Origin of the sequence: Bacillus cereus group sp. BfR-BA-01316 (assembly GCF_022664195.1) — a bacterium.
GTDB lineage: Bacteria > Bacillota > Bacilli > Bacillales > Bacillaceae_G > Bacillus_A.
In genome coordinates this window covers 22,227-37,644 of the sequence record NZ_JAKUGX010000019.1, presented here as the reverse complement: position 1 = coordinate 37,644, position 15,418 = coordinate 22,227, and the positions used below count along the sequence as shown (strand labels likewise).

The window sequence follows — 15,418 nt, the reverse complement described above, 5'->3', positions numbered from 1 at the left end:
ACACAAATTAACCGGTACCTCATACGTAAGGAACCGGTTAATGAAATGAATGAGCCAAGATTATTTATATTGTATAAAACCTCAGACAACATATGGTTACACTCTTCTTACATATATCCCCTTGAACCCGTTGTCTTCTCTTACTAATTTAACTTCAACATTGCACTAACCGGATTATGATCACTGTTTTCAAACTTCAAATCATGCCCTTGTACGCTTACAATCTCCACATTTGTAGAGACTAAAAACCCATCAATAATCGTAACAAAGTTCTCACCTTCAACATAGCTCTTCACATTATCACGAACTGTCCAAACCGTATCATCAACAGCCCACTGGAACCCACCATCAGTGAAATCTTCTGGTAACTGTACTAACCACTCTGGCCATCCTTCTTTAAACTTCGAATCCTTTAACTGCACATCAGATAATAGTTGATTCCAGTCTCCACCAAGCACGATATAATCGCCATTTTTGTAATGTTTATTCATATACTCTTTCAAAAATTCAACTTGTTGCTTTCGAATGTTTCCACCCTTATCATATGCAGATAAATGAACGTTCACCATTCGTAAATATTTTCCGTTATCAACTGGAACCTTATGCTCAACAATCGCTCGATCTACGTCGAATAATTGACGAAGCCACATTTCTCTTCCAGGAAGCTGATATCTCGTCACTTCTTCTACTTTATATTTTGAAAACGAACCAAGTCCACTGTTCGTATATCCGTGTGGCGTCTTAATTGGTACCGGCACCCACTGCACATTAAAGTTATCACCAAACGTAGACGCATGATCTTTCAGTCCATCTTGAAACGCCTTATACTGATTCACATCAAATGAACGAAGTGACTTCTCATCCATCTCTTGCGTTAATATAAAATCAGAATCTTCCTTTTGTAAGAAAGGCAGCATACTGCTGATATTCTTTTCTGTTTGCTCTTTACTACTAGAACGCGAACCTTTCCCTCCGTCTAAGAAGAAATCTTGATCTTTATCTAAACCGCCGTAGCCAATATTAAACGTTGTCACCTTAAACTCTTTCCCGACTTTAAGAACCCGCTCGTTATTATTGGTCACCTTCAACTTCTCAACAACCTTATGCTTCACATTCTTAATTGCCACATAAGTAATAAATGCTGTGAAAGCACCAAATATAGAGCCTGTCCCCCATAATAAACATTTCATTGTCTTTTTCAATCTCATGGCTCCTTTATTCTCTTTTTATAGTTTGTATATGTAATATTTTAATATGTTTCTACATTTAAAATATATAACGTAACTCTAAAGGCTTCAAATACGATAAAAGGGATTGAAACGATTCACGCATTAAATAAACGAAGCCGAACTCTGATTTGTTCGCAATTTCAATCGCTTGTTCGTCATAAGACACAGCTGTGCCGAGAAATAAATGTACCCTATAGAATAGACACTAAAAAAAATCTATCCTATAGGGTATTTCTTGTGTAATAAGAGGATTCGATTGACTGAAGATACATATATACGTTCAGGTCTAAAAAAAAATTCAAATTAACCCCAAACAACACCTCGCCTCTCGTATTCCATTCTATATTCAACGGCAGCTGCAATTTTGGAGCTTGCGAACCTTTCCGTGATCCAAAGTCCCAAATCAAGTCCTGAAGTGACTCCTCTTGCAGTGATAATATTGCCTTGATCCACAATTCTATAACGAAGAAGCTCTCCCCCATATTCACTGATTTCATTCTGTGCCAAATGGTGCATCGTCGCCTTTCGACCATTCAATATACCAGAGGCAGCTAGTAGCATACCTCCTGTACAAACTCCAGCAACGATCGTTCCTTCGTTGTGCATCTCTTTAATCATTTCGGTCAAGGTTCCAAGCTCTGCTTGCTTTCGTGCCCCATGTTCAGCTTTATGATTCCAGCCACCCCCAGGCACAATTAACAAATCTGGACGATTATCCATTCGTAAAAAATCATTTAGTTTAACCGTAACTCCAAACGAAGTAGTAACTTCTTGTTTTGGTTCACTTGAAATTAATTCAACCGTAAATGGAGCCCCTTCTTCTATCGCTCTTTTGAGTACCTCAAAAGGTGCGAAAGAGACAAGCTCTCCGAAACCGTCAAACAATACAATTTGTATTTTCATTTTTGAACACCTCATATGATTTCTTTTGTAAATCGTAGACATATAAAACGATTCGGCAATTATGTAATTGATTTAAACAAAACCTCATCTAATAGAAAATATCCTGTATAGCTAAACAAATAGGTCCTGAATTAGGAGAAGAAATGTTATCTACAAATTAACAATGAAGACAATCTTTCTCCTCTTATTTTATAAACTTTCAAATGTTCCTCTAATTCTCTCACATCATCTAACACACTTAACGCTTTCTTCACAAAATTCCAATTCAAACTACCAGATAACCATAATAATGAAGAAAGTCTTTTATAATCATTTGAAGTTAAAATATCATTAGCCTTATACCCTTCTAAAAATGCCCTAGCAACACTCCAACATACTTCATGTGACTGTATTCCTTCTGTTCGAGAATACCATTTTATTAAAAAAACTAACCCTTCAATGTGATCTACATATCCAATAGATTCAAAATCTACAATTCCTTGTACACATTGACTTGAGTCCCATATGACATTTAAAGGATTTAAATCTGTTTGTACAATAAAATCTAAATCACTCGTATGTGCGCATTCTATATGATACTTAGCGAAATCTATATAACTCCGCAAATCCTTACATGTACCACCCTTATTTTCTAATAGCTTAATAAATTGGCCATATCCATCCAAATGAGATTTCTTTTGAAAAATCGAGCTTTTAAATGTACTAGAAATATCATGTATCTTTCTCGCTTCCTTTCCAAAGACTTCTGAAATAGTTTCTGTACAATAAGTAATATGTTCTCCCTCAATCCAAGTAGATAATATGAATCGGTACTGTTCATCGTTCCAAGTGACAAACGTAAATGACTCCCCCGCCCTATTCTCGTTAATCTGCATAAAAGGTATCCCGTGCTCGCGTAAATAATACGTAAACCGCACTTGCTCTTTCAATTGTTCGTTTGATAACGTTCCAAAGGCTGGATTGATCGTTCGATTATTATTAATAAACCGTGCCGAATACCGATTTTCATTCACCATAATTTTATAGTGTAAATCCGTATTCCAGCTATTATTATGTAATTCTCCTTCAACTACCAATAAATGGATTTCTTTAAAATAATTCATTAATACATCTTTTATTATGTGTCTCACCCTATTTTCCTTTCATACAAAAATTAGAAAAACGTCATTCTTTCTACTCTGATTTGTTTAGTATCATTTTTAGGAATGTCGAAAGCCTAATCCTATCGTATTCCTACATGACAATACTGGTCTACTAATCTCTTTAGTTGTTCTATGTTTTCTGAAGATTTTTTTCTGACAATCTATCCCCAGTAATTATTACGTCCCAGACAAAAAAGCCGCATTTGCGGCTCATGAACTTATAGGACCAACATACGTTAGTGGAATGACTTACCGTTTAATCGCATCCACAATTAGCGATGGGAAACCAAGTTTATCTCCTTGATTTCTAGAATCATATCTTTTTGAGCGGAAGATAACGCTATCATTTGCATCCCATTCGTTGTAATAAAATTGCCCATTTTCATCGCAATACTCAAGTAAAACCACTTCAAATCCAGCAGTTTCAAACAATTTCGTTAATGTTTTATAATTATGAACGATTTTATGGCTTGCAGCTGGATGGTCTTTCGGGCCAGGTCCACCTACTTGAACTATGTTTTGATATGTTTCATCTTGGAAAAATGCATCAGGGACGCCGCACCGAATATGACCTGACGGTTTTAAAAATTTATAACAAACTTCAGCTGCTTTTACCCCTTCTTCAAAAGTAAGATGCTCCCATACATGCTCTGCCAAAATAGCTGAAATAGAGTTATGTGCAAATCTTTCTTCCCATGTCGTTTCAACTAATAAGTTAAGCTCATCTTCTTGCGTTTGAATCCAACCTGGATTATTGTTAAATGCTCCAGCTCCAACTACTACTTTAATTTCATCTTGTTTTATTACCATCATTTTCACCTCATAAAAATTTCAAGTCATTAATCTTTTTCTATGTTTACTATAAGTTTCCCTTCTTCAACTAAACTACCAGTCCGTTCAACTAACTTTAACTCTTTCGATTCGAAACTTGCGTAGGCAAAACAACCATCACCAATTATTTTTTGGGGATTGAGCAGCTAAAGACATAAGCTGGTGGTACATTTCTAAGCTCCCTTTTCACATCTATTCTAGTAAAAAACTGATTAATAAACTTCTTTTTAAATTTAGTATATTGAAAAGTAACAAATTTTCCACCTTCCTTTAAAATTTTGGTGGTAGTTAATAAAATTTTAAAGGAAACATTTGGGGGTAAACTAGAAAAAGGAAGACCCGAAACAATATAATCTGCATAAGGAATACAATAGCCCTTTAAATACTCGTCGATATTTTCCGCAGACCCCCATACAACGAATAAATTTTTCTCGTTTTTAAATTTTTCTTTCAATAATAAATAAAACTCTTTATTATTTTCCACTAACAAAAGAGTAGTATTCGAATTTCGTTTTTCAAGCAATTTATTAGTGAATACACCCGTACCTGGTCCATATTCAACAATATATTTAGCTTTCTTAAAATCGATACTTTCCACCATTTTATCTGCAAGAAACTTTGAGCTTGGAAGTACTGCACCAACGTTTCTTGGATTAGTTATATATTGAGATAAAAAAGACAGAGGTTTCATATTTACTCACTCCAATAGTTTGAATGTACTACCATAGTTTAAAATTCAAACCTGAAGAAACTAGAGTGAAAATTCTTAAGAATCCTTAAGATTTGAATAAGCTCTGTAAAAATAGTTTGCCCTAAAGAAAGACCACCCTTAAAGGACATATCTTATAAACACTCCCTATTTCCCTTTAACACATGTTTTTCAAACGTCAAATACAGAGAAACAGGAAATAAGGTATGTACGAAAACTGTATATTTCTCGTTCTTTTTTCAAAGAAAACCTATAAGATTACCCGTAAATAAATACATACTTACTGTCGTATCCATGAAAAATTAGTCGATGCTATATTGATGAAAACCTTCCGTCGCAACGTACTGTAAGACTAAACTTGTTATATAGCATGCATAATTAAATTTACAATCATTATGTCCGTACATTTTCATATTTCGTACGCCCTGCCCATCTTTTAACCTATAACGCTTTTAAAAGTAATGTCGTCGCTAATACTATCTATCCCTACGGTTTACATCTTCTACTATAGCCAATTTTGTATACCGTGGATTGAGGCCTTTTTTTAATATATGAAACACCTGCATAAAAGTTACGAAAATCTACACAAACAATAATCATACAAGGTCATCACTCCTAACAAAAAGAACATTTATTCTCTATTGGGTTTTTTATGAAAATTATGGTTAAAACATTTCTTATGTAGAAAACTCATAATTTCTCCCCAAAAACTTAAGAATTCTTATTCGTTTTCCATAAGAACTTCTGTCTATAATTAACCTTGTTCTACAGATGTAATGATAAAAAAGGGGAAATACATGTGAAAAAATTATTATTTTGTATGCTAGGAGAGATTTCCCTCGTTTATCTATTACCTTTCAGGTTACGCGGGGATCTTAATAGATTTAAACCGATAACAATAAGTAAGCTGATACGTAATGACTTATGTGATTTGAACTATAAAATCACATGAGTTTAAATCATAATCCCACCGTAAACTACACCGTATTAAAGAAGCTATTTTGAAAATTAGAAGTATAATATTAGCGTAAGTATCTAATTAACCCATTAGATTGCCACAAGTACGTTTTTGACATAACACCACCTGCTATCTATAAACTTATCAACTTTGTCTTGTTAAATATATAGGAAAAAAGAGCCAATCTCCTATATGACAATGAGATTGGCTCTTTGCTTTACTTATTCGCCTGTTTCGGAAAATTGTTTAATACGTTCACCGATTTCATTACGAACACGTTGAAATTCAGACCACTCTTTTCCTGCCGGATCATCAAATCCCCAATGAACACGATGAACGTGCGGAGGTGTAGAAGGACAAACAGAATCTGCGTGACTACAAAGAGTAACGACTAAATCAGCATTATTTAAAATGTTTGAATCAATCCTATCTGATGTTTGACTTGTTATATCGATATTTACTTCTTCCATCGCTTTAATAGCATTTGGATTTACTCCATGCGCTTCAATGCCAGCAGAATATACATTCCACTTATCTCCTAAGTATTGTTTGCCCCAAGCTTCTGCCATCTGGCTTCGGCATGAATTTCCTGTACATAAAAAGTAGATTGTCTTTTTGTTTTCCATGTTGTTTTCCACCTTTGTTTTTAAATTTATCCCGCTATTTGTGGGCAGTAAGACTCCCGCTTCAAAATTCAGTTCGAGCAAAGAAGTTAGGTGGGAGCCCTGCTGCCTGTAAAAGCCCGATTGGTGAAGGCTAATAATCGGTGGGGATGAATCCCCCCACTGATTAAAGTTTCACTTTATACTACTTGATCATTAAAGTATTTACGTTTAAACCAAAAAGCAACATTTACAAGTGCAATCATTACAGGTACTTCGACTAACGGTCCAATAACAGCTGCAAATGCTGCACCTGAGTGAATACCAAACACACCGACAGCCACAGCAATTGCTAATTCAAAATTATTGCTACCTGCTGTAAATGCTAAAGTTGTTGTCACCGGATAATTTGCACCAATTTTTCTTCCCATAAAGAAAGAAACAAAAAACATCACAATAAAATAAATTAATAACGGAATTGCTATTCTTACTACATCTAGTGGGACGCTAACAATCATTTCTCCTTTTAAAGAGAACATAATGATAATCGTAAATAGCAGTGCAATTAATGTAAGTGGACTAATCTTAGGTATAAACACCTTTTCATACCACTGTCTTCCTTTTAACTTTACGAATACAAATCGTGTCAACATACCCGCTATAAAAGGTATTCCCAAATAGATAAATACTGATTTCGCTACCTCTACCATTGTAATATCGACAATAGCTCCTTCAATTCCTAACCACTCTGGAATTACTGTTACAAACACGTATGCATAAACTGAGAAAAATAACATTTGGAATACCGAATTAAAAGCAACTAAACCTGCAGCATATTCTTTATCACCATCAGCAAGATCGTTCCAAACAATTACCATTGCAATACAACGTGCTAAACCAATCATAATAAGTCCGACCATGTATTCTGGCTTATCAGGAAGAAAAATAATTGCTAAAACAAACATAAGTACAGGCCCAATAATCCAGTTTTGTACTAAAGAGAGAACCAACACTTTTACATCTTTAAATACCCGCCCCATTTTCTCATAGCGAACCTTCGCCAACGGTGGATACATCATTAAAATTAAACCAACAGCAAGCGGGACAGACGTCGTTCCAACTTGTAATGTATTAAGCACGTCTACTACACTAGGAAACACAAACCCTAAACCAATTCCAACAGCCATAGCTAGAAAAATCCATAATGTTAAATATCGATCTAGAAAAGATAAACGTTTCATTTTATCCCCCTTCTCTTATTAACAACAAGAATTTTTATCTACTACGTTAGAAGTCGTACAACAAGATGGATCTTCTATTTTATGAACATCACTATCTGCTTTTGTATAAAAGAACTCCCACTCGTTACCATCGGGATCCGTTACCCAAAACTTATCTTGAACCGCATAACAACAAGTAGTATCCATCTCATCACGTGCAAAGAAACCTTCTTTTTCTAATCTTTCTTTATGAAATGTAATTTCTTCAGCTGTATCCACTTGAAAACCAAAATGATTTACCTGATTTCCATTCACTTCATCTCGAACATTAAGTGTAAAATTAAGCCCTGGGCTTTCTAATAAAAATTTTGCATAATCCATTTTCACTTTAACTGGTGACACACCAAATACCTTTTCGTAAAATTCAACAGACTTCTCTAAATTAGTAACATTTATACCAATATGAACATATCTCATTGCTTATTCCTCCTCTTAAAATGCTATTAATCAATTTTTTTTGATTAATAGTGCAAAATTTTAACAACAGCTACCTTTTCCTGTTTTTCTAAAGATACAGCATAGTTCTTCTGATAATAAGTTATTTACTTCCGCATCATTTAAATCATAATAACTCCACGTACCTTTTGTTTTTTTTACAATTAAACCTGCATCTAATAAAATCTTTAAATGATATGACAACTTAGATTGCGTCATTTCGAAAACCTCTGTTAAATCACATACACACGTCTGTCCTCGTTGACAAAGTTCATACATAATCTCTAAACGTTTCTGATCAGCTAACGCTTTAAACTTTTTCTCATATAACTGAAAATCTTGTGCCAACAAACTTCATTCTCCCTTCATCAATTTTTTTTGATGTTTATAGTATATACACTTATTAACTCTTTACGCAACTAATTAATCAGGTTTTTTTGATTAATATAGAACAACTTCTTCTAATCATACCTATGCCACAAGTAAAAAGAACCATAGCCTTTTCAAAAATGAAAAACTAAGGCTCTTTTAACAACTCAATAGTTAAAATATTTTAGAGGGGTGGTGCCTCATCACCATCAAGCTAAGAAAAGCGAATACCCCAAAACGATAAAAATGACCTGAATTCTCATAAATAACTGTTGTAGTGATATAAAATTTTCGTTTTAGGGATACTTCAAAATATTAGCTTGATGGACATGGGGACGAGCCCCTAAAATACAATTCCGCTAGAAATTTTTGCGCTATATTCTCTTTTATTTATGATAGTTGATTAACAACACTTTCTAAAAATTTGTCTACCTTTTCTTTTGATGTATCCGGTGTATGATAACCAATCGTAAATGTAAGTCTTCCATTATAAAAGCTTGCACCCATTGAAAAGAATGGCGCATACATAATGGGTGATGTCATATACCCGTCCTCAGCTTGAACTTCACCAAACTGAATAGGTTCATCAGCGATCGCCCCGAAATTTGTCAGTAATGGCAACGCCATCCCCATCTGTAAAGCCTGTTCGTATTGCTGATTATACATTTCCTTCACCACAGATAGCTTCATACCTGCCAGTAGCTCCATTCCTGCTGCTGAAGAAAGACCTGGATTTTGAGACTTTATTTTATCCATTGATTGTTTAATTCGAACGAGAGTCTGATTAAATGATTCATCATCCTCCATTTTAATCACTGGCATTTCCATGCCGGATAAGTTGCAAATAGCACCAGTTGTATAATTAGGCAGATATCGACGTAAATCAATTGTTAAACCGATCATTTTTTCTGCGGTGCGAGGTTCTACATACACAGTGAAATGTGATAAAGCTCGGAAGTATGCAGTCATGATTACATCATTCAAGGTAGCCTGTTGTGCTTTTGTCCATTGGGTTAGACGTAGAGATTGCTCATGGCTCAACCGCCGTACGGACATTTGAGGGGATTTATTTTTGTTGGGTTGAGATGGAAAAGACCATAACGATGCCTGTTGTTCCTGGTTAGGACGATACGCGCTTTTTATGTCCGATATTCCAGTATATTTGAATACATGTGATCGATCTCGAAAACTCTCATTTCCCTCACCAAATTCCTTTATAATTTGATTCTTAGATTGTCCCAAGGAAAGTTGAGTATAAATTGCTCCCAGCAAATTAATATATTCCTTGACCCCTGCACCATCTGAACATAGATGAGATAATTTCACAACTAATATATCTGTTGTAGTGCCTCGTAATAATTTTGTTTGAACCATAGGCCCCTTAATACGATCACCAGGTTCCTTAATAAAATCTATTGCCATTATTTCAAGTTCTTGATTATTTCCTTCTGCAAAAAGGCAAATAGGTGAGTTAGTGGCAGATGAATGTTCCTCCCAGTAAGGAATATCATTTTCTACAAACCGGCTGCAATTGTAACGTTATCCTTACTGATTGTTCAAGTATTTTCTTTGATATACCTACAGGAAAATAAAGAACTGCATTAATTTGTTGATCTGCAGAATAAAGACCTAATAAATAATTCATTCGATCTTGAGGTGTTACTGAAAACTTTCTTTGTTCCATAATTTTGTCCCCCTTTTAAGACCTTTTTTGGTATAACCTTATTCTCCATATGGTTGTAACTTTTCTAGTCACTTTTCTTCAAGAGCAAATAATTCTTATTTTTTGAATTTTTTACGAAAGTATCTTTTCCTTACTGGTTCCATTCTTTTTGCGGCTCTTTGTAGGTGATATACTCATTATTTTATTGTTATTAATACTTCCTATCTCTTCCGATAAAATCAAACGTAAATTAATTTAGTTTATATATATGCAAACATTTTACAATAGTGTTTAGGAATTATCGATAAAACAAATAAATCATTTTTATGTTTGTTAATAAAAAACAATAATATAATACGTTCAGGTATTACTTCATAATAAAAGGTTGATGGGCATGGAGGACCACCAACCTTTTATCATATTGCTTTAGATGTTTGTATTCATTATTACATTGTTTACTAAAATATCAATCTCTGATGTATCAACTCTCTCTTGCAGTTCATTCTTTAATTCTTTTACTAGTTTTTCGACACCATCAAATAAATTGAGCTCAGCTTCAACTAAGAAAGCTTTTCCTCCATTAGATTCAATCTCTTTAATCGTTTCATCTGCAGCTGTTTTATTTCAGCCGTAGTGAATCGCAACTAATGTACCCTCTTTCGCCAATCTCTTTGCAATGGCACGGCCAATTCCACGACTCGCCCCTGTTACTAACGCTACTTTCCCATCAAGATTTTTCATTTTTCCATCCTTCCTCAATTTTCGTTTGATAAAATCCTATACTTATATTTTTATTGAAATATCAATAATTTAAAATACAGATTTATAGGTAATTCAGTTAGTTAACTCATGATATTATAGTTGTAATTTACGATTTACTTTAGAAAATGAAATAAGGAGGCTACACAATGCAAAACGCAGTAAAATTGGATGAAATCGATCATAAAATTATGAACCTGTTATATAAAAATGCGAGAATTTCTGTTTCAGAAATAGGACGGATTATATCCATGACGCAGCCTGCTGCAAAAGAACTGATTAACAAACTTGAAGATCAAGGAGTTATAGCGGCTTACAGAACAAAATTTGAGCCTTCCAAAATTAATAAAAACATTCAAGCATTCATTATGTTTAAAACGAGCCAATGCTCTGATTTTATCCAATTGTGTAATGCCGCTCCTGAAGTAACAGATCACCCATTATCTATTGAACAAAGAGATGGTATTAAACTAAATCGCATCCAAGAAATTGCTGAAGAGATTTGTTATCAAAATAACGAGGAAATAAATGATTAGTAAATAAAAAAGAGCATTGAAAAATCAATGTTCTTTTTTATTGCGTTTTTACTTGTTAATTAGATTTCCCTTCGAAAAGAGAACCTGTTATTCAAATCGAAAGTATTTTAACCACCTACCCCTGATTCCTCTGCACCTCCCTAAACTCCTCCTTCACCTTCTCTAACAACCCTTCTTCCGTAATTAATCGATATGCCGTATTCGCTAATGCCTTTGCCGATGTAATTAACGCTTTATCACCTAGTTCTGAACGAGCTGCTTCTCTAAATTCATTCGTATGAGCAATTAAGTCATCTGGCCCAATTTTAATGTAAGGATGAATTGTCGGTACGACTTGGCTTACGTTTCCTGCGTCTGTTGAGCCGATTCCTACTCTTTCTTTACGGTTTACATCTTCACCAAGTTGTTCTAGTTCTTCGGCTACGACGTCATTAAATGTTTCTGTTACGAGCAATTCATCGATTTCATTTTGGAATTGATGAATTTTCACTTTTGTACCTGTTGCTAGTGCTGCACCTTGTGCGATATTTCTTACTTTTTCTGTTACCTCAGCACATCTTGTTCTTGTTGCTGCGCGGATAAAGAATCGTGCCGATGCGTAATCAGGAATAATATTAGGCGCTTTTCCTCCTTCTGTAATGACTCCATGAATTTTCACATCTGATGGAAGTTGTTGGCGAAGTGCATTAATACTGTTATAAAGCTGGATAATCGCATCTAATGCGTTTATTCCTTCTTCAGGCGAAGCTGCTGCGTGAGCTGTTTTCCCGTAAAAATGAAAATCTAGTGGATCGACCGCTAGTGATGGACTCGTCGTCGCTGTTTTTCCGCTCGGATGAATCATAAGCGCCGCATCAATATTTTTAAATAAACCTGCTTTTACATAACTCGCTTTCGCACTACCATTTGGCCCACCCTCTTCTGCTGGTGTTCCGAACACGACAACTTCCCCGCCGATTTCTTCAAGTGTTTCTGATAATGCGATCGCTGCTGCAACGCTAATTGTTCCGATTAAATTGTGACCACACGCATGGCCGAGTCCTGGTAAAGCATCATACTCAGCTAAAAATGCGATTACTGGCCCTTGTTTTCCGGAACTTTTTCTTGCGATAAAGCCTGTTTCATGCCCAGCTATATTATGTTGCAATTGGAATCCTGCGCTTCCTAACAGTAAACTTAATGCTCTTGATGCGTAAAACTCTTGGTTACCAATCTCCGGATTCGCATGAATATCATGACTTGTTTTTATGTATTTTTCCTTATTTCTTTCTATACTTTCAGTAATTGTTTTTCTTTGTGACGTTACTCCTGTCGCTCCCATTTTTCTTCCTCCTTTTATTTTCACGTAAAAAAGCCTCTTTCTAAAAGATAGAAAGAGGCTTTTTTACGTGAAAATGAGCTTCTTTCTTATCTTTCAAGTTACCTTGCTGGAATTGGCACAGTATTCATATAGAATCCGCTGCCGAGGTTTCGTAGGGCCAGTCCCTCCACCTCTCGTGATAAGAATTTTCATAAAATTATATTAAATTATTTTTATTCTAAGTTCATTCCAGGCAAAAGTCAAGGAATTCCTATCCGAATTTACCGAATATCTAAAAACCCTTTTAATACGCCAATTGTCTCCGGTGCTTGTAGTCTTGCACATATGTACGGGAATTCCGTACTACCTTCAAACATCATTTGAGATGTGAGCGGTGCCCCTGCCCAAAAGATTTCATCATCGATTACTATAAACGGGTATGCTTTGTTTTGTCTTTGTAACTTTATATTTTTTAATGGAACTGGTCCATCACTATATACCGTTACTTGTGCATTCGTACGCATTAACGCTTGCCATACTCTTTTATCTACTTGCCTTGTGCTTGGAAGTGAAATGATAATTTGACGTTTTGCAGCTAAAATATCTTTTAGTAGTCCTTTCGGCTCTTCAAGATTCATTTCCATAAACCAACGTAAACGTTTCGATATTTTCCGCTCCCACACTTGTCTTGATGTCGTACGATCATATACATCTCCGTGACGTTCTATATGGGCTGTTAATTGTGATAACGCTTGTTTTCTCGATAAATTTTTACGCATGTAGTGGCAATCTGATAATTGAATGAACTTCCCTCTCGCTCTCGTAACTGCTACATTGACGAGACGATGGTTTTTATGATCAAAGAATAACACACCAGGACGTTCTTGCGGATAACTATCAACCGTATCAAAGATCATCATATCTCTTTCAGACCCTTGAAACTTATGAACTGTCGCCGCTAAAACTGGTATGTTTTGATATTTCGTTCTCTGCAACATTTCTCTAATGCACGTTGATAAAAAGCGGGACTGCGCCCTGTACGGCGTAACTACACCGATAGATTGAACACCATCTAACAATCCAATTAACATCATTTGCATCGCTACTAACCCAGACATAATATTAAAACGCGAACCTGAAGCAGCGTCTTTTAAAGAAAAAGCTCCCATTAAGCTCGTATCAAATAAAACACTAGCTTCATTTGCGAACGGTTGTAGTTTCGCAAGTTCTTTACGCTCTGAAACAGATGGATGATCGTAAACTCTATTTTTATAAATAAATGAATTCGTAAACTTCGATATATCCGCATGCATACGTCTTTGTTCCTGCAACATAAAAAGGTTGGGATGTGCTTCTGATTTATTTACAGAATTAACAATCCCTGCATGATAAAACATATCTTCACCGAGCCATTTTCGAACGAGTTCATGGTTTGCCATCGCAATCGGAGGTAATTGTAAAAAGTCACCACAAACGACAATACGTTTTCCAAGAGAAGCAGCTAATGCGATTTGCGGAACATATGCCATACTTACTTCATCTACAACAACTAAATCAAATGTGCGCTCATAAATAAGTGAATCAATGGCACATTTTGATAGCGTTGCACCGATTACTTTTGCATTTTCAATATATTCTTTTTCTACTTCTTTAATTTTCGCTTTTTGCTTTCGAAGATCACTTTCAATCTCTTGTATACGCTTCTTATCAGCAGAAGTCGCTTTATATGATAAAATCTTTTCACGAAGATCTTGTCGTGTCTCTTCTAAATAGAGTCTTTCTTCTCCCCAAGATCCGTTCGTCGTTTCAACTAACTTCGACGCAAGTAACGTTTCATGATTTCGTATATGTTCATGTTGACTATAACCGTAACGAACAATTTCGCCAGGTGTCCATTTCTTCTTCTTCTCAATTTGCTTCGTTACTTCACTCATTAATACGTCCACAGCCGCATTACTATGAGCTAACACAAGTACCGATTTTCCTTTTTGATAATGAGCAGAAATAATACGCGATAAATTGTAAGACTTCCCTGTTCCCGGTGGTCCCCACACGTACGTTGTCGGATTGTAAAATGAACGATACGCCAATTCATTTTTCGTATTTTTCATCTTCTCAATATGCTTCGGACTACTCGTCCCATCAACAAGACGCTTTATACGATTACGTTTCAACTTATCTTTATGCGCCTCTTTCAATCGCTCTTGCAGTTGCTCTAAAAGTTGCCACGGTTCACTGTATAAAACAGCTTCTCTTATTTCACCTTGTATATAATCATTTAACTTCAGTTCTATTTCTAATCCATGTACAGATAATACTTCCCCCGTCGCTTCTTCACCATCGAACTCAATTCGAATTGGTGAACCTTCCGGTAAGCTTACTTCCGAAATAAGCTGAAATACGTATACTGTACTTTCATAATCTGTATATAAGAAACGACCGTTAATGATAGAAATTTTACTACCACCTATCGTCTTCCAATGTTTAATTTCATATGCTAATGCATAATGCCACTCTTTCATCGTTTCCGATAATGAAGGAGTTTGAGTAGTTGTATTCATAGTATAATCTCCTTCCTTCTCCCCAAACATACTTTCTCACTATACCATATTACACGTTAAAATTTGTAAGGTTTTTATCTTGCTTATTTTCTTAATTTTCAATATTATTTTATATATAATTTTCAGAAAGAAGGAGTGCAC

At 35.3% G+C, this 15,418-nt stretch carries 12 protein-coding genes, 2 pseudogenes and 1 riboswitch; of the genes and pseudogenes, 1 reads left to right on the top strand and 13 read right to left on the bottom strand.

Annotation, left to right across the window (positions count from 1 at the left end):
* Positions 1–143 precede the first annotated feature (143 nt).
* The 11 genes and pseudogenes from MR071_RS15380 to MR071_RS15330 form a co-directional block, all read right to left on the bottom strand.
* Positions 144–1,208: an endonuclease/exonuclease/phosphatase family protein gene (locus MR071_RS15380; protein WP_375337512.1), complete on the bottom strand. Its 1,065-nt coding sequence runs from the start codon at positions 1,206–1,208 to the stop codon at positions 144–146.
* A 324-nt stretch (positions 1,209–1,532) separates the two neighbouring features.
* On the bottom strand, positions 1,533–2,132 hold the full coding sequence (locus MR071_RS15375) for a DJ-1/PfpI family protein (RefSeq protein ID WP_105587254.1): 600 nt from the start codon (positions 2,130–2,132) through the stop codon (positions 1,533–1,535).
* Positions 2,133–2,278: 146 nt separating this feature from the next.
* Positions 2,279–3,262, bottom strand: a complete 984-nt coding sequence (locus MR071_RS15370) for an aminoglycoside phosphotransferase/kinase family protein (RefSeq protein ID WP_242236712.1) — start codon at positions 3,260–3,262, stop codon at positions 2,279–2,281.
* A 261-nt stretch (positions 3,263–3,523) separates the two neighbouring features.
* The gene (locus MR071_RS15365; RefSeq protein WP_242236710.1) at positions 3,524–4,087 is read right to left on the bottom strand and encodes a class I SAM-dependent methyltransferase; all 564 of its coding nucleotides are present in this window, start codon (positions 4,085–4,087) and stop codon (positions 3,524–3,526) included.
* Positions 4,088–4,229: 142 nt separating this feature from the next.
* Positions 4,230–4,796 carry a class I SAM-dependent methyltransferase gene (locus MR071_RS15360; RefSeq protein WP_105587257.1) on the bottom strand — a complete coding sequence of 189 codons (567 nt, stop codon included), beginning with the start codon at positions 4,794–4,796 and terminating at the stop codon, positions 4,230–4,232.
* 1,197 nt (positions 4,797–5,993) lie between these two features.
* Positions 5,994–6,398, bottom strand: a complete 405-nt coding sequence (arsC, locus tag MR071_RS15355) for an arsenate reductase (thioredoxin) (protein WP_105587258.1) — start codon at positions 6,396–6,398, stop codon at positions 5,994–5,996.
* Between the two features lie 176 nt (positions 6,399–6,574).
* On the bottom strand, positions 6,575–7,615 hold the full coding sequence (gene arsB, locus MR071_RS15350) for an ACR3 family arsenite efflux transporter (RefSeq protein WP_242236708.1): 1,041 nt from the start codon (positions 7,613–7,615) through the stop codon (positions 6,575–6,577).
* Positions 7,616–7,633: 18 nt separating this feature from the next.
* Positions 7,634–8,071 (bottom strand): ArsI/CadI family heavy metal resistance metalloenzyme, encoded by a 438-nt coding sequence (locus tag MR071_RS15345; RefSeq protein ID WP_105587260.1) that lies wholly within the window; start codon positions 8,069–8,071, stop codon positions 7,634–7,636.
* A 60-nt stretch (positions 8,072–8,131) separates the two neighbouring features.
* Positions 8,132–8,437: an arsenical resistance operon transcriptional regulator ArsR gene (gene arsR, locus MR071_RS15340; RefSeq protein ID WP_105587271.1), complete on the bottom strand. Its 306-nt coding sequence runs from the start codon at positions 8,435–8,437 to the stop codon at positions 8,132–8,134.
* A 411-nt stretch (positions 8,438–8,848) separates the two neighbouring features.
* Positions 8,849–10,142, bottom strand: a pseudogene (locus tag MR071_RS15335) (condensation domain-containing protein).
* 414 nt (positions 10,143–10,556) lie between these two features.
* A pseudogene (locus MR071_RS15330) lies at positions 10,557–10,862 on the bottom strand (SDR family NAD(P)-dependent oxidoreductase); the annotation flags it as partial.
* A 167-nt stretch (positions 10,863–11,029) separates the two neighbouring features.
* Between MR071_RS15330 and MR071_RS15325 the strand changes: the two are divergent.
* Positions 11,030–11,416 (top strand): Lrp/AsnC family transcriptional regulator, encoded by a 387-nt coding sequence (locus MR071_RS15325; RefSeq protein ID WP_309243135.1) that lies wholly within the window; start codon positions 11,030–11,032, stop codon positions 11,414–11,416.
* A gap of 115 nt (positions 11,417–11,531) precedes the next feature.
* Here the strand turns inward: MR071_RS15325 and MR071_RS15320 are convergent, their stop codons facing one another.
* Together MR071_RS15320 and MR071_RS15315 are read right to left on the bottom strand one after the other, a co-directional pair.
* A complete protein-coding gene (locus MR071_RS15320; RefSeq protein ID WP_105587261.1) occupies positions 11,532–12,737 on the bottom strand; it encodes a M20 family metallopeptidase in 1,206 nt (401 codons plus the stop codon).
* An 83-nt stretch (positions 12,738–12,820) separates the two neighbouring features.
* Positions 12,821–12,922: riboswitch (SAM riboswitch) on the bottom strand.
* 75 nt (positions 12,923–12,997) lie between these two features.
* The gene (locus tag MR071_RS15315; protein ID WP_142395915.1) at positions 12,998–15,307 is read right to left on the bottom strand and encodes an AAA domain-containing protein; all 2,310 of its coding nucleotides are present in this window, start codon (positions 15,305–15,307) and stop codon (positions 12,998–13,000) included.
* Positions 15,308–15,418: the final 111 nt, after the last annotated feature.

Excerpts from the sequence above, each read along its gene's own strand:
- MR071_RS15325 (WP_309243135.1), top strand. The coding sequence starts at position 11,030 with ATGCAAAACGCAGTAAAATTGGATGAAATCGATCATAAAATTATGAAC.
- MR071_RS15320 (WP_105587261.1), bottom strand. The coding sequence starts at position 12,737 with ATGGGAGCGACAGGAGTAACGTCACAAAGAAAAACAATTACTGAAAGT.
- MR071_RS15365 (WP_242236710.1), bottom strand. The coding sequence starts at position 4,087 with ATGATGGTAATAAAACAAGATGAAATTAAAGTAGTAGTTGGAGCTGGA.
- arsC (WP_105587258.1), bottom strand. The coding sequence starts at position 6,398 with ATGGAAAACAAAAAGACAATCTACTTTTTATGTACAGGAAATTCATGC.
- MR071_RS15375 (WP_105587254.1), bottom strand. The coding sequence starts at position 2,132 with ATGAAAATACAAATTGTATTGTTTGACGGTTTCGGAGAGCTTGTCTCT.
- MR071_RS15380 (WP_375337512.1), bottom strand. The coding sequence starts at position 1,208 with ATGAGATTGAAAAAGACAATGAAATGTTTATTATGGGGGACAGGCTCT.
- arsB (WP_242236708.1), bottom strand. The coding sequence starts at position 7,615 with ATGAAACGTTTATCTTTTCTAGATCGATATTTAACATTATGGATTTTT.
- MR071_RS15315 (WP_142395915.1), bottom strand. The coding sequence starts at position 15,307 with ATGTTTGGGGAGAAGGAAGGAGATTATACTATGAATACAACTACTCAA.
- MR071_RS15360 (WP_105587257.1), bottom strand. The coding sequence starts at position 4,796 with ATGAAACCTCTGTCTTTTTTATCTCAATATATAACTAATCCAAGAAAC.
- MR071_RS15345 (WP_105587260.1), bottom strand. The coding sequence starts at position 8,071 with ATGAGATATGTTCATATTGGTATAAATGTTACTAATTTAGAGAAGTCT.